Genomic DNA, 23,906 nt, shown 5'->3' with positions numbered 1-23,906 from the left:
GATCTTGGGCCCGGTCGACCTGCAGAGATCGACCGGAGCGGGGGTCACATGCAATCAGCCAGAGTTTTGGCCATATTGCGGATCACTTGCGGATACAGGGCAGCGCCGGGTTCAAGGTCAGACCCAAGCGGATCGATCACGCCTGTATTTGCATCGGTTCCGTCCAGCACGGTCACGACGATGCCGGTGTTGAACTGCGGCTCGGCCAGGACGCAGTCTATGCCCTCATTTTTTACCCGCGCCTGAATTTCGGCGATGCGCGCGGGGCTTGGGTCGGATGCGTCACTGATCGAGATCGCGCCTGCCGCGGGGAAATCGAAAGCGTGTTCAAAATACTGGTAGGCGTCGTGGAACACGATGAAGCTGCCACCACGAACCGGCGCAAGTGTTTCTGAAACCTCGGCCGACAGGGCCGCCATTTCTTCGCGCGCCGCAGCAGCGTTTGCAAAATAGGTGCCCGCGTTGTCGGGATCGGCTGCCGACAATTGCGCCGCGATGATGTTCAGCCAGGTTTCGGCATTTGCAGGTGACAACCAGGCGTGTGGATCATGCGCCCCATGTGCGTGATCATGGTCATGATCGTCCTTTTCGGCGTGGTCGCCATGATTGTGTTCATCGTCATGCGCATGGTCGTCATGATCTTCATGCGCATGGTCGTCGTGATCTTCGTGCCCATGGTCGTCGTGCCCATGTTCGTCATGATCTTTGTGCTCAGCGTGGTCTTCATGCCCATGGTCTTCATGATCATCGTGGTCACCGTGATCATGCGCTTCAAACAGGGCATTCTCGCGGAAATCAAGCAGCACTGTGCCGTCTGCGTCCAGCAACGCCGTAACCGAGGCCCCATCGGCCAGTGTTTCAACCGCGTTTTCCATCCAGGGCGTCAGGTCTTCACCGATCCAGAACACCAGATCGGCGTTTTGCAAAGCGGCGGCTTCGGATGGGCGCATGTTGTATTCATGCGGCGAGGCGCCCGGTTGCACAATCAGATTCGGGGTGCCGACCCCCTCCATCACGCGCGCTACCAGAGAATGAACCGGTGCAATATCCACCGCGACGTTGGGCGCATCCGCAAAGGCTGTTCCCCCCAAGAGCGCAGCCGTGATTGACAGTGGTAGGAGCTTTCTGGACATCAGACCCTCTGTGTGATTTTATAACGTTACGAGCGGCATACATGATATGGAATAACATGACAAGTGATACGCATACCGACGCCACCGATGCTCCGGTCCCGGTCGGATTCCAGAAACACGATCACGCGCATTGCGTCGAATCCGCGCTCGCCACGGCAGAAGCGCGTTGCAAACAGGACGGATTGCGCCTGACCCCGGTGCGACGCAAAGTGCTTGAAATGCTGTTGCAGGAACATCGCGCGCTTGGAGCTTATGCCATTCTTGACCGGCTTCGCGACGCGGGGTTCGGGTCGCAACCGCCTGTTGCCTATCGCGCGCTGGATTTTCTGGTGCAGAACGGGTTCGTCCACAAGATCGAGCGTCTGAATGCGTTTGTGGCCTGTTCTCACCCTGGTGCCACACATTCCCCGGCCTTCATGATCTGCAGAAGATGCGACGCGGTTGCCGAGGCACAATCGACCCCCGCAAAAGGGGTTTTGGGCGCCGCAGCGCGCGCCGCGGGTTTCGAGATCGAACGAACGGTAGTAGAAGCCGAGGGACTCTGCCCTGACTGCACCAAAAAGGCATAGAAATGAGCCTTATCTCGGTTGAAAATCTGACTGTGCGCTATGGCGCCAATACCGTTCTAAGCCACGTCGACATGGTCATTGAACCGGGCGAGATCGTGACGATTGTCGGCCCAAACGGGTCCGGCAAGACGAGCCTTTTGCGCGCCATAATCGGCGCGGTAAAAGCGGCAGCCGGGCGCGTCAGCCTTAAGCCGGGATTGAAGATCGGGTATGTGCCGCAAAAACTGCATATTGATCCGACCCTGCCGATATCGGTTGAAAGATTCATGCGCCTGACGGACCGTGTATCCTCCACGCAATGTCAGGACGCGCTAGAAACTGCGGGCGTGCCGGACCTTTTGAAGCGCCAGATGTCACAGCTGTCTGGTGGCCAGTTCCAAAGGGTTCTGCTGGCGCGGGCGTTGATCAATCGCCCAGATGTCCTGTTGTTGGACGAAGCAACGCAGGGTCTGGACCAGCCGGGGTCGGCGGCGTTCTATCGTCAGATCGAAGATGTGCGACGCACGACAGGTTGCGCGATTTTGATGATCAGTCACGAACTGCACGTGGTCATGAGCGCGTCGGACCGTGTGATCTGCCTGAACGGGCACGTGTGTTGCGAGGGGTCCCCGGCCGTTGTGGCCTCCGCTCCGGAATATCGGGCGTTGTTTGGGACCGGTACAGGTGGCGCGCTGGCGCTTTATCGTCATGACCATGATCACGACCATGACCATGGTGGGCACTCTCAGGAAGCCGCGGAATGATACTGGACGATTTTATGATGCGCGCGACCCTTGCCGGGGTGGGCGTCGCCTTTGCCGCTGCTCCTTTGGGATGTTTCGTCGTCTGGCGCCGGATGGCGTATTTCGGTGATGCGACCGCGCATGCGGCGATATTGGGCGTGGCATTGTCTTTGACCTTTCAACTGTCGATTTTTGCAGGAGCGCTGGCGGTCGCTCTGCTGATGGCGCTGACGGTCACTTTGCTCAGTGGCCGCGGATATGCGATGGATACGCTGCTGGGCGTGCTGGCGCACTCTGCTCTTGCGTTTGGCTTGGTGGCGGTTTCGTTCCTGTCTGGCGTGCGTATCGATCTGATGGCCTATCTGTTTGGGGACATTCTTGCCGTATCGCGTTCTGACCTGCTTGTCATTTGGGGCGGTGCGGCGCTGGTCGTGGGGATGATCGCGTGGCGTTGGTCGCACCTTCTGACAGCGACGCTGAATGAGGAACTGGCCTACGCCAGTGGTTTTGACCCCAGGCGCGAGCAATTGGTTCTTACCCTTTCGCTGGCCGTTACCGTTGCCGTGGCGATCAAGGTTGTGGGTGTTTTGCTAATAGCGGCCATGCTGATCATCCCGGCTGCTGCCGCACGCAGCCTGTCCCGTTCGCCCGAGATGATGGCGTTGATCGCTGCAGCGATCGGCGCGTTTTCAGCAGTTGCCGGGCTGCGCGCCGCCTATGTGTTTGACACGCCCGCGGGCCCATCGATCGTCTGCGTTGCAGCCATTTTGTTCGCCTGCCTGAGCCTGATAGGCTGGCGAAGCCGCAGCGGCGCATAGTCCGAGCGCCAAGACCTCATCGCGCGGTAGAAAACCGCGGATTCGCGCTGGGTTCGCGATTGAAAGGCAGAGAGTTCCGCCGGCGAGCTTGCTTTGCGGCATCGACGAAGCAGACACTTTTGCGGTCGCCGGGCCGCGCTGCACTTGACAAGAGCCGTCTCTGAATGAAACTTCGTATCCATTGGGAGACTTTGGAAAAAATCAGAGACTGGCATGCTTTACGTTGCCATGGCGGCACTCTTGGCCGCTTTCGGTTTTCGTCAAGTCTGCCGAATAAAACAACAGGGAGATCAAGGATGAAGAACAAAGCCAAAATCAGCCTCACCAGTCTGGCCGCTGCCGCCTTTCTCGCGCCGGCTGTATATGCAGAGGAGTTTATCACGATTGGTACGGGTGGTGTGACGGGTGTTTACTATCCGACGGGTGGTGCGATTTGCCGTTTGGTGAACAAGGGCCGGAAAGAGCATGGGGTTCGGTGCTCGGTGGAATCGACGGGTGGGTCGGTTTACAACATCAACACCATTCGCGAGGGCGAGCTGGAGTTTGGTGTGGCGCAGTCTGACTGGCAGTACCATGCGTATAACGGCACCTCGAAGTTCGAAGACGCGGGCGCGTTCGAGAATCTGCGGGCGGTGTTCTCGGTGCATCCCGAGCCGTTCACGGTTGTGGCGCGCGCCGATGCGGGGATTTCCAGCTTTGAGGACCTCAAAGGCAAGCGCGTGAACATCGGCAACCCCGGTTCCGGTCAGCGCGGCACGATGGATGTTGTGCTGGAAGCGATGGGCTGGACCATTGATGACTTTGAACTGGCATCCGAGCTGAAAGCGGCCGAGCAGTCGGCGGCGCTGTGTGACAACCAGTTGGACGCGATGATCTACACCGTGGGTCACCCGTCGGGCTCGATTCAGGAAGCCACCACCGCGTGCGACTCGGTTCTGGTGAACGTGACCGGCGATGCGATCCAGGGTCTGATCGACAACAACTCGTACTACCGCACCGCGACCATTCCGGGTGGCATGTATCGCGGCTCGGACGGCGACACCACGACCTTTGGCGTGGGCGCGACCTTCGTGACCTCGGCAGACGTGTCGGATGATGCGGTCTATGCGGTTGTCAGCTCGGTCTTTGAAAACTTCGACGACTTCAAAAAGCTGCACCCGGCGTTTGCCAACCTGCAGCCGGAAGAGATGATTGCGGATGGCCTGTCGGCACCGCTGCATCCGGGTGCCGAGAAGTACTACAAGGAAAAAGGCTGGCTGCAGTAAGCCGGACCTGATGCGGGGCGCGCCTGTGACGGGCGCGCCCCATTCGCACCCGGGGTGCCGGGTGACAATGAGGCCGAAACGGCCCGCCAAGATCGCAGAGCGACGGGGAGACGCCAGATGAGTTCCGACACCCAATCCAACCGCCCGCTATCCGAAGAAGAGCTTCAGGATCTGGTGGCCTCGTCCGATGCGGGCGCGCGCAATCCGGCGGGCAATGTGGGGATCTTTCTGGCCATTGTCGCGGTCATGTGGTCGGTCTTTCAGGTGGTGCTGGCCTCGCCCCTGTCGAACGCCATTCTGCCGGGCAGCGTGGTGAACAACTCGCGCCAGATCCATCTGGCTTTTGCAATCTTTCTGGCCTTTGCAGCCTATCCGGCGCTGAAATCCAGCCCGCGCAATTATATCCCCATTCAGGACTGGATCATGGGCGTGGTGGGCGCGGGGATCGCGCTTTACGGCTATATTTTCTATGAAAAACTGGTCGACAATGGCCTGCTGGCCGATGATGTCGACAAATGGGTGGCGCTGTTTGGCCTGCTGTTGCTGTTTGAGGCCGCGCGCCGTGCGCTTGGCCCCGCGATGGCGATCATTGCGACGATCTTCCTGGCTTACGTGTTCTTTGGCTCGTCCGACTGGGTGCCCGAGGTGATCCAGTGGAAGGGCGCCAGCCTGAAAAAGGCCATGAGCCATATGTGGATCACGTCCGAGGGTGTGTTTGGCATCGCGTTGGGTGTCTCGACCAAGTTTGTCTTCCTGTTCGTGCTGTTCGGCGCGCTTTTGGATAAGGCGGGTGCGGGCAATTACTTCATCAAGATGGCCTTTGGCGCGCTGGGGCATCTGCGCGGCGGCCCGGCCAAGGCGGCTGTGGTGGGCTCGGCGGCGACCGGCCTGATCTCGGGCTCGTCGATTGCGAACGTGGTGACCACCGGTACCTTTACCATTCCGCTGATGAAGCGGGTGGGCTTTAGCAGCGAACAGGCGGGCTCGGTCGAGGTTGCCAGTTCGGTGAACGGTCAGATCATGCCGCCGGTGATGGGCGCTGCGGCCTTCCTGATGGTGGAATATGTGGGTATTTCCTATGTCGAGGTGATCACCCACGCCTTCCTGCCTGCCGCGATTTCCTACATCGCGCTGGTCTATATCGTGCATCTGGAGGCGGTGAAGCGGAACATGCCGACGCTGGGTGACCGCGTGGTCTCGATGGGGCGCACGATTGGCGGCATGGCGGTGTTCTTCGTGGGCTTTGCCGGGCTCTGCTATGGCATCCAGTATCCGATCAAGGGCATCATTGCGCTGATCCCGGATGCCTCGGGTCTGGTGCTGTCGGGCCTGATCGTGCTGGCCTATCTGTTCCTGCTGAAACTGGCCTCGGGCGTCGAGGATCTGGTTCCCGATGATCCCAACGCCAAAGAGGTCGAGCTGCCGGTGATTGCCGATATCTACAAGGCCGGTCTGCATTACCTGCTGCCGATCATCGTGCTGGTCTACTTCCTGATGATCGAGCAGAAATCGCCGGGCCTGTCGGCCTTCTGGGCGACCTCGCTGCTGTTCGTGATCCTGTTGACGCAGAAGCCGATGAAGTCGATCTTCCGCGGCGAGAACAACACCGCAAACGCGTTCCGCGACGGGGTTGTTGACCTGTGGAACGGTCTGATCGACGGCGCGCGCAACATGATCGGCATCGCGCTGGCCACGGCCACCGCAGGCGTGATCGTGGGCACCGTGACGCTGACCGGTGTGGGTCAGGTGATGGCCGATCTGGTCGAGTTCCTGTCGGGCGGCAACCTGATCGCCATGCTGGCGCTGGTCGGCCTGCTCAGCCTCATTCTGGGCATGGGCCTGCCGACAACCGCGAACTATATCGTCGTCAGCTCGCTGATGGCCGGTGTGGTTGTCGAACTGGGCGCGCAGGACGGTCTGATCGTGCCGCTGATCGCAGTGCATCTGTTTGTGTTCTACTTCGGCATCATGGCCGATGTTACGCCACCCGTGGGTCTGGCGAGCTTTGCCGCTGCCGCCGTGTCGGGCGGCGACGCAATCAAGACGGGCTTCACAGCCTTCTTCTACAGCTTGCGCACCGTGGCGCTGCCGTTCGTGTTCATCTTCAACACCGATCTCTTGCTGATCGATGTGGGCTGGGTGCAGGGCATTCTGGTGGCGGTATCGGCGACCATCGCGATCCTGATCTTCACCGCCGGCACCATGGGCTGGTTCCTGACCCGCAACCGCATCTATGAAAGCGTGGCGCTGATCCTGATCGCCTTTGCGCTGTTCCGCCCGGACTTCTTCATGAACCGTATCGCACCGCCCTTTGCGCAGATCGACCCCGCACAGCTAGAGCAAGCCGTGGGCGAGGCCGCCCCGGGCAGTTCCCTGCGCATCGAGGTCGCAGGCCCGGACTTTGACACCGGCAACATGACCGAGACCACAGTGGTGCTGACCATCGGCGACGAGGCTGACGGCGCCGCCCGCATCGACGCCCTGGGCCTGATCCCGCTGGAAGAAGACGGCCTGGTCAAGCTTGACGAGCCACTGTTCGGCACCCCGGTCTCGGACGAGCTGTCGAACTTCGACTACTACGCCGACGAACCTGTCCGCATCACCACCGTGCAAGCGCCCCAGAACCAGCCCCCCAAAGAGCTGATGTTCATCCCCGCGCTCATCCTCCTCGGCCTCATCGCCTTCCTCCAACGCTCCCGCGCCGCACGCACCACACAACAAGAGGTAACACCATGACCAAATCCGTCCTTTGTGCTGTGGACATCAGCAATGATGATCTGGATGCGGGCGTGTTGCAACGCGCGGCTCAATTGGCCGATCTCGACGGCGCCCAGCTGGATGTTGTGACTGTGCTGCCGGATTTTGGCGAAAGCTGGGTTTCCGGCTTCTTCAAGCCTGAATTCCACGACCAGGCTGTGGCAGCCGCGCATGACAAGCTGGTCAGCTTTTGCGCCACGACACTGGGCGAGACGCGCAATGCCAAGGTGCGCCATGTCGTGGCCACCGGATCAGCCTATCAGAAAATCCTGGAAACCGCCGAGAATGCCGGCTCTGACCTGATTGTGATCGGCGCACATAAGCCTGATCTCAAGGATTACTTACTGGGGCCCAATGCCTCACGCGTCATCCGTCATTCGTCGGCTTCGGTTTATGTTGTGCGGTAGGGGTTCTAATACCCTGTCATTTCCAGATATCCGCGGCCCGCGTGGCTGCCTGATATTGCAATCGGGCCTTCCCAGTATTCGAAACTTGTACCCATCCATGATTGGGGCGTCAGCGCCGCGACTTCGACATTGACCCCATGATCCGGAAGTTCGATGCGCCAACGGGTTGGTACCTCGCGTTGCGCGACCTGGCTGGTCTGCAACGCTGTGAAGACGACCGATCCATCCGGCAGTGCAGTCGTCTTGCCATCCGCGTCAATCCAGGTGGCGGCCGTGAAATCTCCGCGCGCGCCGCGCAGGCGGAAAGCCATCAGCTTGTCCCCGCCCTCGAAACTGAGTGAAAACCAGTCCCAGCCGCTTTGGTCTTCGGCCAGCGGCTGCGAGGACCACTCGCGATCCAACCAGCCCTGACCTGTCACGGCGACATCGCGGTCCGGTAGATGCAGCGTTCCCTCGACGCTGTAGAAAGGTTGCGAGTAATAGTAGCTGGCTTGGCCATCGGCGGATTTGACCGAATATCCGGCGTCACCGTGGAAGACCAGCGGGCCCTGCGCCTGCAGGTTCAGGTCATAGCCGAATTCCGGACCGTTCGCAGCCAGATCGAGTGCGCCTTCGATGCTGCCGCGCATATGCCATTCGTCAATCCACGCCTCAAATGGGTCTGCGATAACCCCAGCCTGACCGATACCACCGCGCGAGAGGCGCTCGGTGAAATGGTGTGCATCGGGCGTGGTGACGGCCGCGTGGCCCATCCAGATCTGCGGGCTCTGCCACCCGTCGGTTTCAGTTGGCTTCAGCGCCGAGCGAAACAGGGTCCACTGTATGCCGTAGTCGCGCCCGTCTTCTCCGGTGAGATTGGCGGTCAGGTACCACCACTCGATCCGGTAGGTCGGGTGCGGGCCGTGGTCCCGAGGGAACTGGAAATTGTATCCAGCCATCGGGCGGTCGAACCCCTCGGCGTCACCGCCCAACCCGGCATAGCCTTGGGCCCATGCGGTGATCGGAATCAACAGAAAGACGACCAGGGCTTTAGCGTTCATTTGCAAAAACTCTCAGCAGGGCGGCAGGGGGAAGGCGCAGCAGGCGCCATGCGGGCAGGGCTGCGGCCAAGGCTGCGGCGAACAGGGCCAGCAGGAACAGCCCGATCCAGTCGCCAGGGAAGAGGTGCATCGGCAGCTTCCACCCGAAGGCCTGGACGTTGATCACGGCAAGCAGAACCCAGGCAAGCACCAATCCCAAAGGCAGCGCCAGACAGGCGGTCAGGGCGGCCAGCAATACGCTGCGGAGAAGCTCAAGCCGCGCCAGTTGCGCCCGCGTCAGCCCGAGTGACCAGACTGGGGCCACCTGCGGAAGCCGTTGTGTCCAAAGCGTCAGAAGGCTTGTCAGGATCGCAAAGCCCGCGACCCCCAATGTCAGGACATTCAGGGCCGAGGTCACGACGAAGGTCTTCTCGAAAATCGCCAGCGACTGCGCTTTCATTGCGGCTTGCTGAACCACTGCACGGGCGGGCAGATCGAACCGCTCGCGCAGGGCTTGGGCCAGATCGGTTGCGCGATCCGGCGCGGTGCGGATGCCAAAACGCCGGTCGGTCGTGCCGGGGGCGATCTGGTCGAGCAGGGGCATCGCGACGATCGCTTGTCCTGTGGGATTGCCATAGTCCGAATAGACGCCCGCGATGGTCAGATCGTACTGGGGCGCAAGCGATAGCGTATCGCCGGGCCAGAGATCGGCGCGGCGGGCAAGCTGTTCATTGATCAGCACACCGCCACGCAGCAATACGGCATTCCAGACGTCCGGTTCTTGCGCGATCAGCGGCCAGTGCTGTCTGTATGTCTCGTCATCGACAATACCGTAAAGGAAGAGAGGGCCGGTTTCATGCGGTAGTTCGGTGCTGCGGATGGGCAAGATCGCAGTGACCTGCGGATCCAGCCACTGTGCCATTTGCGCGGCCTGCGCCTCATCTTTTGCGGTCACGTAGAGCTCGGCCGTCAGGCGCTGATCGAGCCAGCCGATGAAAGTGAGCCGAAAGCTTGAGACCATGGTGCCCACACCGATATTCGCAGCAAGCGCCAGCAGCAGGGCCATCAGGGCGAGCGACAGCCCGGGCAACTGCGCACGCATGTCTGCCCAGACCCATTGGGCCAACGGGCCTTTGGCGCGTTGCCCAAAGAACGACAGGATGGCAGACAACAGCGCGGGCAGGATCAGGGCTGCGCCGGTCAGCACTCCAGCCAGCAGCGCGAAGCCAGCCAGAAGGCCATCGGCGGCGAAGAAGAGGACGACCCCGCCAGCGATCAGGCCAAGCCCGCAAGCACCGCTGAGCTGCGCGGATCCCTGACCGCTCCAGGCTTGCAGGCCGGGACCGGCAAGGATTGGCATGCGGGATAACCGCCACAGGGCCTGGCCGCTGGCAAGCAGCGTGCCACCGATCGCCATGGTAAGCCCCGCCAGAATCCACTGTGGTCGCAGGGACATTTGCCCATCGACCGGCGCGCCGTACAGCCCGCGTAATGTGGCAGCGACGTCGGGCAATAAAGCACCTGCAAGGAAGAAACCCAGTATCAGGCCCAGGATTCCCCCGGCGACGGCGAGGAATAGCAGTTCTCCCAGAACGATGCCGACCAGTTGTCGCAGCGGCAGGCCCAGCGCCCGCAGGGTGCGGATCATGCCGCGCCTTTGCGCAAAGGCCAGCCCGACTGTGCCGTGCACAATGAACAGACCCACCGCGAAGGAAAGCAAACCGAAGGCTGTCAGGTTCAGGTGAAAGCTGTCGGTCAGCTGCGCGGTATCCAATTGCGCGGATGCGTTGATGCGCGTGAGCTCGGGTGCGACCTCGGGCAACGGCGGTACTGCACGCGGCTGCTGTGGCAGAACCAGCAGCCGCGAGATCTGTCCCCGGCGATCCAGCAGGCGTTCTGCAACGCCGATATCGGTCAGGATGAGGTCGGGGGGCAGGTTGGTGGTTTCGATAAGAGGCGGAAAACCATCGATATTCTCGAACAGGGGGCTGAGGCTGGGGTCCATCAGCAACCGGCCCGGAGCCGTCAGAATATCGGACGGATCAGGCGGGGTCGCGGTTTCGTTGACCTCGGTTACAGCGGGCAGGGCGGGGTAGGCGACCATGTCGACACCCATAAGGCGCAGGCGGCGCTCTCCGATGCGCAATGGCCCTTCGAGGACCGCAGCAACTTGCCAACCCGCCCGCCTGAGCTCGGCGTATTGCTGGACAGTGATGTTGCCGCCCGGATTTTGAAGCTCATCGAACTGTCCGATCGCAAGCTGGGCATTGGCGCGCGCATAGCTGGCACGTGCCTCGGAATTGATGGCCTGAACAGCGGACCAGAGGCATGTGGCCAAAGCAATCCCCGTCAGCAACGTCGCCAGCTGCAACGGATGCGCGCGCCAGTGGGAGAGCAGCGACTGTGCAGCCGAGCCAATCATGTGATTTGACCACCTGCCAGATGCGCGCGCCGGTCAAGTCGTTCGGCGATCTCGTTCGAATGCGTGACAAGCAGCAGCGCGGCCCCTGTATCAGCCACCAGAGACAGCATCAGCTCAAGCACCACGGCGCTGGCGGTTTCGTCCAGATTACCGGTGGGTTCATCGGCAAGCAGCAGTTTTGGTCGCGTCGCCATGGCGCGTCCGATTGCGACGCGCTGCTGCTGCCCGCCCGACAGGTTTTCGGGATAGCGGTCGCGCAACTCCGACAGCCCCAGTCGTTCGCTCAGATGATCGGTCCAGCCCGGATCGTATCGCCCGGCAAGGCGCGCATGGATCGACAGGTTCTGCGCAACCGTCAGCGACGGGATCAGGTTGAATTGTTGAAACACCAGTGACAAGCAGTCGCGGCGCAGCTCGGCGCGGCCGGCATCGTCCAGCGGAGACAGAGCGTGCCCGTCCAGCGTGATCTCGCCGGCATCAAACCCGTCCAATGCGGCAACCAGATGCAATAGCGTGCTTTTGCCGCTGCCGCTTTCACCGGTCAGGGCCAGTGTCTGGCCTTGCTGCAAGCTCAGCGAGACATTGTCCAGAACCGGTCGCCCGCCCGGGTAGGATTTCCGCACTTGATCGATCGACAGCAGCATTCATGGCCTCATCTGGTTTGGCCACAATGTGCAACGCCGAACGTCAGTGTCCAGTGCCGAGTTCGGTTCTATTCGCCGCAGGTCCCAGGGTTGTTCCGCGTTGCAGAAAGCCCCATGCTGCGATCAACGTCAGCGCAGGGGACCGGGGCCGTTTCATGACTTTGTCGCAGCAAATCCTTTGGGGCAGCTTATATCTCGGCATCTGTTTTCTGATCGAGATCATACTTCTGACCGTCTGTGTCATTGTGATCCGCAGACTGGTGGACCGATGGGAAAGCCGGAACGCGATCGTCGCGACGGCAGGACCGATCACCGTTGCACTGTTGTTCATTGTCCTGACCCATACCGTACAGGTCTGGATCTGGGCTGTTGTCTGGGTGCTGGGGGATGTGCTGCCCGATTGGAACACAGCGCTTTATTTCTCGTTGGTGACGTTCACGACGCTGGGCTATGGAGACATAGTTCTGGGCGAGGGACTGCGGATTTTCGGGGCGTTCGCAGCGGTGACAGGCCTTCTGGCGTTCGGCTTATCGACCGCGTTTCTCGTGGCCCTGATGACCCGTGTATTCCAGGAGCGTTTCCTGACCTAGAGGATCGGCGCAAACAACCGCGCCAGCGGCGCGCCGAAACGGATATGCGCTGGTTGTTGCTGAAGATTGCGACTCAGCTCGTAGCTGGTGGCGAAATCAGTCTCAAGCATCTCTGCGACCGCGTTCGCTGCGCGCGAATCGAAGAATAACGCCATCGCCTCGAAATTCAGCCGGAACGAGCGGTTGTCCAGATTGGTCGTGCCGACCGCCGCCAGCGTGTCGTCAACGACAAACACCTTTTGATGCATGAACCCGTCCGTGTAACGAAACACCCGTGCACCGCAGTCGCGGACTTCGTCGAAATAGGCGTAGGCGGCAAGCCAGGGCAGGCGATGATCGATCACGTCCGGGATCAGAATCCGCACATCCACCCCGCGCATCGCGGCATGTTGCAGCGCGGTCATGATATCGATATCGGGCACGAAATAGGGCGAGGCGATCCACAGGCGCTCTTTCGCTTCGGTGATGGCCGCGAAGAACATCATCGCGCCCGTCTCGGTCTCATCACCCGGACCGGTTGCAACCAGCAGGGCGTTCATATCCTGCGCGGATTCGCTGCCCGCCCAGTCCAGCTCGTCGATGAGGTCTTCGTCGCGGGCCCAGTGCCAGTCTTCGGTAAAGATCAGCTGCAACTGCCGGACGACGTGACCGGTCATTTTGACATGGGTGTCGCGCCAACGCCCAAAGCGGGGGCTCTGCCCAAGATACTCGACGCCGATATTGTGGCCCCCGATAAAGCCGGTCTCTCCGTCGATGATCACGGTTTTTCGATGATTGCGATAGTTGAGTTGAAACCGGAAGTTCGGCCCGCGTTGCTCACGCGGGTCCGCGACATCGACCCCTCCGTCGCGCAGTGTTTCGAGATAACTGGTCGGCAGGCCATAGCTGCCAACCGCATCCGTCATGAACCGCACATGTACACCGCGTTTGACCGCAGCAAGAAGTCTGTCTTGCACCCTGCGGCCCAGATCATCGTCGCGCACGATGTAGAACTGGATCAGAACATAGCTTTTGGCGCGATCGATCGCGTCAAGAATGGCGTCAAAGGTAGCGTGCCCGTCAATCAGCAGCTCAGCGCCATTCCCGCGCGAGACGGGCAGGTGCGCAAGCGCTTCGAACGGGCGCGGATTGATCCGCAGCGTTTGGGGGTCGGGCTTTGAGAAGTCGGCAAAGGTCTTGATCCCTTCGACCACCCGTTCGCTTTCCTGTCGGGCAATGCGATAACCGCGAAACCGGTGATGTCCGAGGAATAGATAAAGCGGGACAGCAAAGACCGGGGCAGACAAAAGGAACACAGCCCAGCCTACTGCACCCTGCGGCGTGCGCGCCGTCTGCGCGGCCCGGACCGAAAACACCACCGCCGCGCAATACAGCGCAAAGACGGAAAACGAAACAAACAGGGTCCACATTTTATTGGTTGGGTCCGGGATTTATCTGGTTTGGTTAACTTTAGTGAGGCGTCTAGGCATTGGCTATATCCCGTACCGTTCCGGGCGCGCTTTAGGCAGTGTCCGTGGCAAGCCGCCCATCCAGAGACATCAGGATCGCAATGGGCCTGAGCGCCGGGATATGGCTGAAGATGATCAGTATGCAGACCGTTAAAGGCACGCTGAGGAAGGCTCCGATCAATCCCCAGACGGTCGTCCAGAAAGTCAGCGCCAAAATCACAAGAAACGTCGACATGTTCAGCGACCGGCCCAGCATTGCCGGGTCCAGAAAATTGCCGATCAGGAACTGGATGGTGCCGCAGCCGAGTACGATCACCAGAAACGGGCCGATGCTGTCGAACTGGACCAGCGCGATCATCGATGGGAAAATCACTGCGATGATCGAGCCGATCGATGGAATGAAGTTCAGCGCAAAGGTCAGCACGGCCCAGGTCTCGGCATATTCCAACCCTAGCAGTTTGAAGATCGAATAGCTGATCGTCGCTGTGATCAGGCTGATCAGTGTTTTCACCCCGACATAACGTTGCAGGCTGCGCGAAATCGCATCCAGAACCGTTGCCAGATCCGCCCCCAGCTTGGGGTTGCCGGCTGCCAACTGGATTTTTTCCGAAACGCGAGACGCTCGGCCATCAGAAAGGCGACGTAGAGACTGATCAGAAAGAACTGATTCAGCAGCGACGTTGCGCTGCCCAGCAGAACGCGGGCGACATAGGACATATCGATACTGACAAGATTGTCGCGGATAAAGCTGGTCACGTCATTGCCCACAAGGCCCGTGATCCGGTTCACGGCACCGTCGAACTGGTTTTCATACGTGTTGATCGAGCGTGCGAACTGCGTGGCCTGACTGCCGAGGATGTACATGATCATGAACAAACCGGCCAGAACGACGGTCACGCCCGCAATGTTGGCCAGCCATATTGGCGCGCGCGTCAGCGCGATGACCCGGTCGCTCAGCGCCATGATCAGCACGTTTACCAGCAGCGCCATCGTCAGAGGCACAAGAAACTTGGCCCCCGCATACAGGCCCAGAACGACCAGCGTAGAGACGATTGCAACATCGCGTAGGACACCCAGTTGAAGGCGCGGTCGTGTCATGCTGTCGTCGGTCTCAGAGGTCATGGGGGGCCCAGATTTGCGTTCAAGCCGATCCTGCACGTGCTGGCGGGTTTATGCAATCCACCCAGCCAGTTACGCGCAGGAATTCACTGCCTCTGCCGGTTTGGCGGTTCTTTGCAGCAGCAAGGCAGGATAGAGTTAGCCAATGACACACGTTGCGATTCCATCCTCGGGCCAGCTGGTCCGCGCCCTTTGGCTGGCCCTGCGGCGCTTCAACGCCAAGAACGGCTTTGTCATGAGCAGCCACGTCGCGATGTCGCTCATGATGGCCCTGTTTCCGTTCGTTCTGTTCACGGTGGCGCTGGCGGGAGCTCTGTCGCAGGGCTATGTCACGGATGAACTCATCGAGCTCATCTTTGGTGCGTGGCCCAAGGATGTTGCCGATCCGATCGTCTCGGAACTGCGTGCCGTGCTCGCCGGGTCAGGGTCGGGGGTGATCACGCTGGGTGGTTTGCTGGCGATCTACTTTGCCTCGAACGGAGTGGCCGCTGTACGCAAAGCCATGACTCAGGCCTATCATGATCAGGATAGCTGGCCGTTCTGGAAAACACGGCTGTTGTGTTTCGGCCTCGTCATCCTCGGCGGGGCGGCAATTCTGGCCATTGCTGCGTTCGAGGTCGTCTTGCCCGTCTACACCCGTCTGGTTGCAGAGACCACATCGGTGGATGTCGATGGCTGGCTGTCGGTCGATCGCTTGCGGTGGACCTTCACAGTGGCTGTCCCTGCCGGGACCGTTTTGCTGGCGCATCTGGTTCTGCCGACACGGCGTCACCGGCTGTCTCAGATTCTTCCGGGCGTGATATTGACGCTGGCCCTTTGGGCCGCCGGCGGTTGGGGGTTTTCGGTCTATATCGCACAGTTCGCCACTTATAGTGCGACCTATGCCGGGCTTGCGGGCGCGATGGCGGCGTTGATCTTCCTCTATCTCTGCTCTGCCATGCTGATCCTTGGTGCAGAGTATAATGGGGCGCTGATCGACCTGCGAAACGCTGCGCAATGACAAGAGCGCTGTCCCTTATGCCTCAACAACGTTGAGAAGCGTCGTCCGTTTCCGACCGACTAGGTTTGCACGCATTGCCAAGAAAAAGTGCCATTTGCGATCGCAGCGCATTCTGGCGCGGCGTGTCCTGCCGATGGTCTGTGGCATCGAACAGACCGATTTCGGCCACGATCCGGGCATATTGTCCCGGTAAGTATTAGGCACAAACCAAGCCGAAAGGTTGAGCCATGCCAGACCGCCCCGGAACCGTTGCGCCGCCGTTGACCGGTGCACAAAAGACGACGCTGGATCAGCGGATTCAGGAATTGCGCATGCGTAAACCAGCGGACATCAACCACGGAGAAGCGCTGTTGCTGCAGGGCATCGCGGTCGCTTCGCTGCGTACGCAGCGTCTGGCGCAGGGCAGGATCGATCTCGACTGATGTTCAGCCGCGGAACCCGGTGGCAACCACAAATTTCTCGGAACTGTCCGAACGGGATGCAGGTGGTTTGACATTGGCCACTTTGGTGAACTTCTGTTTCAACAGCTTTTGCAGATCACCCTCGGCCCCACCTGCGAGCACCTTGGCAACAAACGTGCCGCCTTCTTCTAGGACATCGAACGCAAAGTAGGCGGCTGTTTCACACAGCGCCATGATCCGCAGGTGGTCGGTCTGTTTGTGGCCCGATGAGGCGGCGGCCATGTCCGACATGACCACGTCAGCCTTGCCGCCCAGCCAGTCCTTGACCTTTTGATCGGCGTCATCCTCCATGAAATCCAGCACATGCGCCGTGGCACCCGCGACCGGTTCGACCTCTTGCAGGTCCACACCCAGAACGGTGCCGATGCGCTTGCCGCTTTTTCACCCAGCGCATTGACGCGCTGAACAGCGACCTGCAGCCAGCCACCCGGGGCGCACCCCAGATCAACCACGCGCGCGCCCGGCACCAGAAAGCGGAATTTGTCGTCCAGCTCCAGTATCTTGAACGCGGCCCGCCCCCGGTAGCCTTCGGACTGGGCGCGTTTGACGTATGGGTCGTTCAGCTGCCGCTCAAGCCAGCGGGTCGAGCTGAGCTTGCGCCCGCGTGCAGTCTTGACTTTGACTTTCAGATCGCGCTGTCCGCGGCCTGAGTTGCCTTTTCCGGTAGGTGTCTTCGCCATCAGAACGGTCCGTCTTCCAATACGCCGTCCGCGCTCATCTGCGCATAAAGCAGACCCTCGCGCAGACCCCGGTCCGCCACGGAAAGGCGGTCGGTGGGCCAGCATCTGAGCAGCGCCTGCAAAATGGCCGAGCCGGACATGATCAGGGCCTGCCGGTCATCCCCGATCCGGGGATCGCGCCGCCGACCCTGAGGGCCGAGTTCTAGATAGCCGCGTATCACTTTGTCAATCTGATCGCTGGTCATGCGCAACCCGTCCACTTTGGTCCGGTCATAGCGCTTCAGCCCCAGATGCGAGGCCGCGACGGTTGTCACGGTTCCACTGGTGCCCACGATCTGAAACCCTTCGCGCGCCTGTTCGTCCTTGTAAGGTGCGAAATCTGCAAGGTTCTCTTCAAAGAACCAGCTCATCAGGGCAAAGCGTGCGGCGTCGTCTTCGACGTCATTGAACTGATCGCGCAAGGTGGCAACGCCCAACGGCACACTGATCCAGTCCACCACCTTGGCGGCGGGGAAGGGGCTTTCGGCGGTGTGAAACCCGTTGTGCAATCGCATGATCGCCGCCGGGCGATCCCGACGCGGCACTGATGAGATGTCGATCCATACCAGCTCGGTCGAGCCGCCGCCGATATCGACGACCAGCAATTGCTCGGTCTTGGTGGACACCAGTGGCGCGCAAGAGATAACGGCCAGGCGGGCCTCTTCTTCGGGTTGGATGATTTCCAGCGTCAGACCGGTTTCGCGCCTCACCTGACGGATGAAATCCCGCGCGTTCTTGGCGCGGCGACAGGCCTCGGTCGCGATCAGACGCATTCGCCTGACCTTGTTGCGTTTCAGCTTTTGCTGGCAGATTCGCAGCGCCTGAACGGTACGTGACATCGACGCCCGTGACAGACGCCCGGTACGCTCCAAACCCGCGCCCAACTGCACGGACTTCGAGAAGCTGTCTACCACATGGAACCCGCTGCCCTTGGGCTGGGCGATCAACATGCGGCAACTATTTGTCCCCAAATCCAGTGCCGCATAGAGTGCATCCGGATCGGGTTTTGCCGGCGCGGGGCTTTCGACCGCTTTCGGGAACGCGCCCGCACCTTTGGGACGCTTGGGCGCCATCTGAAACGCCCTCCGATTTTCGAGTTATCCTGACCATAGGTCGCGCCGTTCGATCACGCAAGCCACTCATTAAAGTCATGAGAATTTTGATGGGCGGACAGGTGAAATCCCCGATATACCCTCGGTATCCCATCGTGGGCAAAAACGTCGCTGCAAATGCGCCGTGTGTCGAAAACCGACCGACCCGTGCCCACATAGAAGTTTAGAACCGGTCCATCTGGTCAGGAGGAATCAAAAGCGATGCCCGACGTCACCATCGTATATTGGCGCGACATTCCCGCCCAAGTCATCGTCGGCAAAGGCCGTCGTGGCGCAAAGCGGCAGTTGGAAGAACGGTTCGAACAGGCGATCGACCGGGCTGCCATGAAGGTGAATGCCAAGGACAGCGACGCTTATCTGGCTGAATGGCGCAAGGCTGAACCCTTTGCAGTTGACGGCGACCCGTCCGAGATTGCCGAGGCCGAGGCCGCGCGTCTGGAAACGGAATATGATCAGGACCGTATCAAGGCGCTGATCGCAAATGACGGTTGGGCATGAGCCCGAAATCTTTATGGGAGGCCGCGATGGCTTTGCTGAACTTCAAGAAACGTGATGCGGCCGCGAAGGCCCCGGTGAACCCGACTGTCGAAGCCTTCCTGCAGGGCTATTCGATCGAGGTGATGCCCCGCACCGCCGAAAAGGTCGAGGATTTCCGCGCGCTGCTGCCCGAAGGCACCCGCGTCTACATCGCCCATATCGAGGGCACGCCCATCGAGGATATGGTCAAGACCGCCAAGCGCATTGCCGCCGAAGGTTATCCGGTCATGCCGCACTTTCCCGCGCGCATCATCAAGGATGCCGCGACGCTGGAGAACTGGATTTCGATGTATCAGGGCGAAGCAGGTGTCGAGCAGGCTCTGCTGCTGGCCGGTGGTGTTGAGAAGCCCCATGGCGACTTCCACAGCTCGATGCAGTTGCTGGAAAGCGGTCTGTTCGATAAGGCGGGCTTCAAGCGCCTGCACGTTGCCGGTCACCCCGAAGGCAACAAGGACATCGACCCGGACGGCTCGACCAAGAATGTCGATGACGCCCTGCGCTGGAAGCAGAAGTTCAGCGAAACGACCGACGCTGAAATGGCACTGGCCACTCAGTTCGCCTTTGATGCCAAGCCGATCATCGCCTGGGCTGATAGCCTGAAAGAGGCCGGTATCGACTTGCCGATCCACATCGGTATCGCGGGTCCGGCCAAGCTGCAGACGCTGATCAAGTTCGCGATCGCCTGTGGCGTTGGCCCGTCGCTGAAGGTTCTGCAAAAGCGCGCCATGGATGTGTCCAAGCTGCTGCTGCCATACGAACCCACCGACGTTCTGACCGAACTGGCCGCGCACAAGGCGGCGAACCCCGATTTCAACATCACCAACGTGCACTTCTTCCCGCTGGGTGGTATCAAGACCAACGCCAACTGGGCGATCGAAAACGGCGGCGCTTCGGCAAAGCCTGCAAACTCCTAAGGACCCGACATGACCCGTACAGTCGTCGAATCAAAAACAAAAACCGCCGTTCTGGGCTTTGACGAACCGTTCTGCGTGATCGGTGAGCGGATCAACCCCACCGGCCGCAAAAAGCTGGCTGCCGAGCTGGAAGCAGGCGATTTCTCGACCGTCGAGAAAGACGCCATCGCTCAGGTCGCCGCCGGGGCCACCGTTCTGGATATCAACGCGGGCGTTGTCTACAACTCGAACCCTAACCCGAACGAGACCGAGCCGCCGCTGATGACCAAGATCGTCGAACTGGTGCAGGGTCTGGTTGATGTACCGCTGTGCATCGACTCGTCGGTTCCGGGTGCGCTGGAGGCCGGTCTTGAGGCGGCTGAAGGTCGTCCGCTGCTGAACTCGGTCACCGGTGAAGAGGATCGCCTGGAGCTGGTTCTGCCGCTGGTCAAGAAATACAATGTTCCGGTCGTTGCGATTTCGAACGATGACACCGGCATCTCGGAAGACCCCGATGTCCGTTTCGACGTGGCCAAGAAGATCGTTGAGCGCGCAGCCGATTTCGGTATCCCCGCGCATGACATCGTGGTTGACCCGCTTGTGATGCCCATCGGTGCGATGGCAACCGCTGGCAATCAGGTTTTCGCTCTGGTCCGTCGCCTGCGCGAGGAACTGGGTGTGAACACCACCTGTGGCGCGTCGAACATCTCGTTCGGTCTGCCCAACCGTCATGGTATCAACAACGCGTTCCTGCCGATGGCGATGGGCGCGGGTATGACCTCGGCGATCATGAACCCTGTTGCCCTGCCGGTTGGTCCCAAGAAACTGGCGGAGAAAAAGGCCGAAGTTGAGGCAAAAGGCATCGTTCTGCCTGCGGATATGGATGACGAAACCTTCTGCCAGCTGTTCGGTCTGGGCTCGACCCTGCCGCGCGCCGGTAAGGAAATGGAGGCGATCCGCGCCGCCAACCTGCTGACCAACAACGACCCGCATGGCGGGGCGTGGATCAAGTTCAACAAAGCACCTGATGAGGCTGGCGCCGCAGGTGGCGCAGGTGGCCGTCGCGGTGGTGGCCGTCGCCGCCGCGCTTGATCCTCAGGCGATCTGAACAGAAAGGCCGGGCCTCGCGTCCGGCCTTTTTTGTTGGGAATTTCTTCGCAGGCCCTGCGGGTTGCGGCTTGTGTTCCGGAAACCCGCAATGCTATCCAGAGCCCTGCGGCGGGTATGATGTAATGGTAGCCTGTCAGCTTCCCAAGCTGAACGCGCGGGTTCGATTCCCGCTACCCGCTCCAATCACCCTGCACGTCGGGCCTGATACAAGTTGATCGTCGCCGGAATCAGGACATCCGAACGCGATTGATACTGCTGGAACTCGGTCGCGACTGCCTTTTGAATGGCCATCGTATCGGTTTCATCCCCCTCGAAATGCGCGACTACGCGGCCTGCGGGGCCGACACGCGTCACAAGGTTCGCCGTGCTTTCAACGCCGCCAAAACCTGTGAGGTTTATCGCGACCGCTTCGCCGGTCACGTCGGACAACCCCGCCTGTGTCAAAAGGCCTTTGACGTGGTCCAGATCGTGGAAGGCCAGAGGCCCGGGCGCATAGCGATCCACTCGGGGCGGTTGCCCCATTCGCTGAACGGCGGCGACATGGGGTATCTTGAACCACGGGTTGACGTCCAGCGGACCCCAAGAGGCAAAGGTCATTTGCCCCCCTGGTTTCAGGGCCGAAGCGATGTTGCGGAATGCTGCGACCGAGTCGTTGAAGAACATGACCCCGAACCGAGAGATCGCGGCATCCATCCGATCTGGTTCAAACGCATAGGTCTGAGCATCCGCCTGCTGAAAAGTGATGTTCTGAATCCCATGCCTTTCGGCGCGTTCAGCCGCGCGTTCCAGAAAAGGCTGCGATATGTCGGCGGCCAATACGTGCCCCTCGGCCCCAACAGCACGGGCGGCGGCCATCGCGCTGACGCCGGTGCCACAACCGATATCCAGAACCCGCATGCCCGACGACAGCGCAGCCCGGTTCAGAACCAGATCGAGAACAGGCGCAAAGGCGTGATCGAGCTGATCTTCAAAAGTCAGCCACTTGGCGCCTTGCTCGGACCTACCCCAGAATTCCGCCTGTTCCTCGTTTTCTGTCATGTCCGCCTCCTGTGGATGAGGCGACTATGACCTTCTGCGGCGGCGGCGGCCAGTGTTTTCGGCGTCGCCTCCACCGGTGTTGAAGGACGGCGCGGGCAGGGTGACCACCGAGGCCAGTTCCGGAAACGGATCGGTCTTGTGCGGGATAGCGTTCGCTGCAACGAAGTGTTCCTGAAACTTCGGCTCAATTGCAGTTTCCACCTTGGTGATCTCGCGCACGACACGCTCGATCTCGGCTCGCGCACCGATATTGCACAGCGCAATCCGCGCGCCGGTGCCTGCGGCGTTGCCTGCGCTTGAGACCTTGTCCAGCGGTGCGTCGGGGATCATGCCCAGAACCATCGCGTGCTTGGTCGAGATGTGCGCTCCGAAAGCTCCGGCCAGAACGACGCGATCCACACGGTCGACTTCCATCTCGTCCATCAGCAGGCGCGCACCGGCGTAGAGCGCTGATTTCGCCAGTTGGATCGCGCGGATATCGCCTTGGGTGACGGTGATGCGCGGACCGCCTTCGGCGCTGGCGTCGTGGATCAGATAGGCATGGGTACGGCCTTCGGGCACGCAGCGCGGGGTGCCGGTCTGCTCGGCTGATCCGATCAGGCCGCTTTCATCCAGCAACCCGGCGATGCGCATTTCGGCCACGGCTTCGATGATGCCCGAGCCACAGATGCCTGTGATTCCGGTGGTGGCGATGTCCTGATCAAAACCTTCCTCATCGGACCATTTCTCGGATCCGATGATGCGGAAGCGGGGTTCTTTGGTAACGGGATCAATCTCGATCCGTTCGATCGCGCCGGGGGCAGCGCGCTGGCCCGAACTGATCTGCGCGCCCTCGAAGGCGGGACCTGTGGGCGAGGAACAGGCCAGAACGCGCTGGGTGTTGCCCAGCAGGATTTCGGCGTTTGTGCCCACATCGACGATCAGCACGAGGTCTTCGGACTTGCCGGGTTCTTCGGACAGCGCGACGGCGGCGCAATCTGCGCCCACATGGCCCGCGATGCAGGGCAGGATATAGACCTGCGCGCGGGGGTTCATGGTGGTCAGGTCCATCTCACGCGCGGGCAGGGACATGCTCTCAGAAGTGGCGAGTGCGAAGGGCGCCTGACCCAGTTCGACCGGGTCCAGACCCAGCAGCAGGTGGTGCATGACCGGGTTGCAGACGAACACCGTTTCCACGATCAGGGCTGCATCAATCCCGGCCTCATCGGCGATCGAGGTGGTCAGATCGTTGATCGCCTCGCGCACCGCTTTGGTCATCTCGGCATCACCGCCGGGGTTCATCATGGCGTAGGACACGCGGCTCATCAGGTCTTCGCCAAAGCGGATCTGCGGGTTCATCAGCCCCGAGGACGCCTTCACCTCGCCGGTTTCCAGATCGGTCAGGTGCGCGGCGATTGTGGTCGAGCCGAGGTCGATGGCCAGACCGTACAGCCCCTGTTCGTGCAAACCGGGCCAGATTTCGACGATGCGGGCGATTTTGTCCTTGTGGCCTTTGTGCACGGCCACGGTGACCTCCCATTTCCCTTTGCGCAGAGCGGGTTGCAGTTTGGACATCAGCGACAGGTCGGCAGTCACGGCGTCGATCTTCCACTGTTCGCGCAGGGCACGTTCCAGCCGTTCCAGATCGCCGGTGGGGGAATGCATATCGGGTTCTTCCACCACCACGAAATACAGCCGTGTGGCCGGATCCATGGTGATCGCGCGCAGCGGCGGCTTTGCGGACGACTTGGCGGTGCACCTGGCTTTCGGGCGGCACGTCGATCACTACATCGCCCTGAACCGACGCCTGACAGCCCAAGCGCCGCCCCGGTTTCAGCCCGCGTTTGTCGTCATAGCGCTGCTCGACCGCGTTCCACTCGCTCAGCGCGTCCTCGGAAACGGTCACGCCGTGCTTGGGAAACTCGCCATAGCTTGGGGTGATCTGGCATTTCGAGCAAATCCCGCGCCCTCCACAGACCGAATCCAGATCGACGCCCAGCTGACGGGCAGCGGTCAGAATCGGCGTGCCGACGGGGAAGTGCCCGCGTTTGCCGGAGGGGGTGAAGACGACAAGAGGATCGGTGGTCATGAAAGGCCTGCCTTTGTATTCGCGCGTATGCGGCGGAAGATATGCGTTTGCGCGC

The 23,906-nt window shown here is 60.7% G+C and carries 21 protein-coding genes, 1 tRNA gene and 2 pseudogenes; 13 read left to right on the top strand and 11 right to left on the bottom strand.

Translation table 11 applies throughout. The features are described from left to right. Positions 1-44: 44 nt before the first annotated feature. The gene (locus tag ACR3EN_RS15270) at positions 45-1,133 is read right to left on the bottom strand and encodes a zinc ABC transporter substrate-binding protein (RefSeq protein ID WP_480820037.1); all 1,089 of its coding nucleotides are present in this window, start codon (positions 1,131-1,133) and stop codon (positions 45-47) included. A 56-nt stretch (positions 1,134-1,189) separates the two neighbouring features. On the opposite strand from ACR3EN_RS15270, the gene ACR3EN_RS15265 reads away from it, so the two are divergent. The 6 genes from ACR3EN_RS15265 to ACR3EN_RS15240 all read left to right on the top strand — a co-directional run bounded on the left by ACR3EN_RS15265 (position 1,190) and on the right by ACR3EN_RS15240 (position 7,671). Beyond that, positions 1,190-1,702, top strand: a complete 513-nt coding sequence (locus tag ACR3EN_RS15265; protein WP_480820039.1) for a transcriptional repressor — start codon at positions 1,190-1,192, stop codon at positions 1,700-1,702. Positions 1,703-1,704: 2 nt separating this feature from the next. After that, a complete protein-coding gene (locus ACR3EN_RS15260) occupies positions 1,705-2,445 on the top strand; it encodes a metal ABC transporter ATP-binding protein (protein ID WP_480820041.1) in 741 nt (246 codons plus the stop codon). After that, positions 2,445-3,242, top strand: coding sequence for a metal ABC transporter permease (locus tag ACR3EN_RS15255; protein WP_480820088.1), 798 nt, complete (start codon positions 2,445-2,447; stop codon positions 3,240-3,242). Before ACR3EN_RS15260 ends, ACR3EN_RS15255 begins: the two co-directional genes overlap by 1 nt. A 296-nt stretch (positions 3,243-3,538) precedes the next feature. After that, a complete protein-coding gene (locus ACR3EN_RS15250; RefSeq protein ID WP_480918439.1) occupies positions 3,539-4,507 on the top strand; it encodes a TAXI family TRAP transporter solute-binding subunit in 969 nt (322 codons plus the stop codon). Between the two features lie 117 nt (positions 4,508-4,624). Then, positions 4,625-7,243, top strand: coding sequence for a TRAP transporter permease (locus ACR3EN_RS15245; protein WP_480871221.1), 2,619 nt, complete (start codon positions 4,625-4,627; stop codon positions 7,241-7,243). After that, positions 7,240-7,671, top strand: coding sequence for a universal stress protein (locus ACR3EN_RS15240; RefSeq protein WP_480822395.1), 432 nt, complete (start codon positions 7,240-7,242; stop codon positions 7,669-7,671). The genes ACR3EN_RS15245 and ACR3EN_RS15240 overlap by 4 nt, the downstream gene beginning before the upstream one ends. Before the next feature lie 5 nt (positions 7,672-7,676). On the opposite strand, the gene ACR3EN_RS15235 is transcribed toward ACR3EN_RS15240, so the two are convergent. From ACR3EN_RS15235 to ACR3EN_RS15225, 3 genes are read right to left on the bottom strand one after another with little or no spacing between them, the layout of a single operon-like run. Beyond that, positions 7,677-8,711 (bottom strand): lipocalin-like domain-containing protein, encoded by a 1,035-nt coding sequence (locus ACR3EN_RS15235; RefSeq protein ID WP_480822393.1) that lies wholly within the window; start codon positions 8,709-8,711, stop codon positions 7,677-7,679. Beyond that, entirely contained in the window at positions 8,701-11,112 is a 2,412-nt protein-coding gene (locus ACR3EN_RS15230) for an ABC transporter permease (RefSeq protein ID WP_480822391.1), read from the bottom strand. The genes ACR3EN_RS15235 and ACR3EN_RS15230 overlap by 11 nt, the downstream gene beginning before the upstream one ends. After that, on the bottom strand, positions 11,109-11,756 hold the full coding sequence (locus ACR3EN_RS15225; protein ID WP_480822389.1) for an ABC transporter ATP-binding protein: 648 nt from the start codon (positions 11,754-11,756) through the stop codon (positions 11,109-11,111). Before ACR3EN_RS15225 ends, ACR3EN_RS15230 begins: the two co-directional genes overlap by 4 nt. Positions 11,757-11,911: 155 nt before the next feature. On the opposite strand from ACR3EN_RS15225, the gene ACR3EN_RS15220 reads away from it, so the two are divergent. Then, on the top strand, positions 11,912-12,346 hold the full coding sequence (locus ACR3EN_RS15220; RefSeq protein ID WP_480822387.1) for an ion channel: 435 nt from the start codon (positions 11,912-11,914) through the stop codon (positions 12,344-12,346). Here the strand turns inward: ACR3EN_RS15220 and cls are convergent. The 3 genes from cls to ACR3EN_RS15205 all read right to left on the bottom strand — a co-directional run bounded on the left by cls (position 12,343) and on the right by ACR3EN_RS15205 (position 14,916). Next, entirely contained in the window at positions 12,343-13,755 is a 1,413-nt protein-coding gene (cls, locus tag ACR3EN_RS15215; RefSeq protein ID WP_480822385.1) for a cardiolipin synthase, read from the bottom strand. The genes ACR3EN_RS15220 and cls overlap by 4 nt on opposite strands. 91 nt (positions 13,756-13,846) lie before the next feature. Then, the gene (locus ACR3EN_RS15210) at positions 13,847-14,305 is read right to left on the bottom strand and encodes an AI-2E family transporter (protein ID WP_480918438.1); all 459 of its coding nucleotides are present in this window, start codon (positions 14,303-14,305) and stop codon (positions 13,847-13,849) included. Beyond that, a complete protein-coding gene (locus ACR3EN_RS15205) occupies positions 14,302-14,916 on the bottom strand; it encodes an AI-2E family transporter (RefSeq protein ID WP_480918437.1) in 615 nt (204 codons plus the stop codon). The genes ACR3EN_RS15210 and ACR3EN_RS15205 overlap by 4 nt, the downstream gene beginning before the upstream one ends. A 142-nt stretch (positions 14,917-15,058) precedes the next feature. Here ACR3EN_RS15205 and ACR3EN_RS15200 point away from each other — a divergent pair, with 142 nt between their 5' ends. After that, positions 15,059-15,913, top strand: coding sequence for a YihY/virulence factor BrkB family protein (locus ACR3EN_RS15200; protein ID WP_480822381.1), 855 nt, complete (start codon positions 15,059-15,061; stop codon positions 15,911-15,913). A 227-nt stretch (positions 15,914-16,140) separates the two neighbouring features. Beyond that, a complete protein-coding gene (locus ACR3EN_RS15195) occupies positions 16,141-16,335 on the top strand; it encodes a hypothetical protein (RefSeq protein ID WP_480822379.1) in 195 nt (64 codons plus the stop codon). A gap of 3 nt (positions 16,336-16,338) precedes the next feature. Here ACR3EN_RS15195 and ACR3EN_RS15190 read toward each other — a convergent pair. Both ACR3EN_RS15190 and ACR3EN_RS15185 read right to left on the bottom strand, forming a co-directional pair. Beyond that, positions 16,339-17,054, bottom strand: a pseudogene (locus ACR3EN_RS15190) (RlmE family RNA methyltransferase). Continuing rightward, positions 17,054-18,166 carry a Ppx/GppA phosphatase family protein gene (locus ACR3EN_RS15185; protein WP_480822375.1) on the bottom strand — a complete coding sequence of 371 codons (1,113 nt, stop codon included), beginning with the start codon at positions 18,164-18,166 and terminating at the stop codon, positions 17,054-17,056. Before ACR3EN_RS15185 ends, ACR3EN_RS15190 begins: the two are co-directional and overlap by 1 nt. Positions 18,167-18,406: 240 nt before the next feature. Between ACR3EN_RS15185 and ACR3EN_RS15180 the strand changes: the two genes are divergently transcribed. From ACR3EN_RS15180 to ACR3EN_RS15165, 4 genes are all read left to right on the top strand, one after another. After that, positions 18,407-18,703, top strand: coding sequence for a virulence factor (locus ACR3EN_RS15180; RefSeq protein ID WP_480822373.1), 297 nt, complete (start codon positions 18,407-18,409; stop codon positions 18,701-18,703). Positions 18,704-18,729: 26 nt separating this feature from the next. Beyond that, positions 18,730-19,656 (top strand): methylenetetrahydrofolate reductase, encoded by a 927-nt coding sequence (locus ACR3EN_RS15175; protein WP_480822427.1) that lies wholly within the window; start codon positions 18,730-18,732, stop codon positions 19,654-19,656. A gap of 9 nt (positions 19,657-19,665) precedes the next feature. Continuing rightward, entirely contained in the window at positions 19,666-20,727 is a 1,062-nt protein-coding gene (locus ACR3EN_RS15170) for a methyltetrahydrofolate cobalamin methyltransferase (protein WP_480822371.1), read from the top strand. Between the two features lie 126 nt (positions 20,728-20,853). Further along, a tRNA-Gly gene (locus ACR3EN_RS15165) sits at positions 20,854-20,927 on the top strand. 1 nt (position 20,928) lies between these two features. On the opposite strand, the gene ACR3EN_RS15160 is transcribed toward ACR3EN_RS15165, so the two are convergent. Further along, positions 20,929-21,783: a class I SAM-dependent methyltransferase gene (locus tag ACR3EN_RS15160; protein WP_480822369.1), complete on the bottom strand. Its 855-nt coding sequence runs from the start codon at positions 21,781-21,783 to the stop codon at positions 20,929-20,931. Between the two features lie 24 nt (positions 21,784-21,807). Next, positions 21,808-23,851 (bottom strand): annotated as a pseudogene (locus tag ACR3EN_RS15155) (ASKHA domain-containing protein). Positions 23,852-23,906: the final 55 nt, after the last annotated feature.

The organism is Ruegeria sp. G7 (assembly GCF_056535465.1).
The sequence above is the reverse complement of the archived record's forward strand: the minus strand, read 5'-3'. Positions and strand labels throughout refer to the sequence as shown.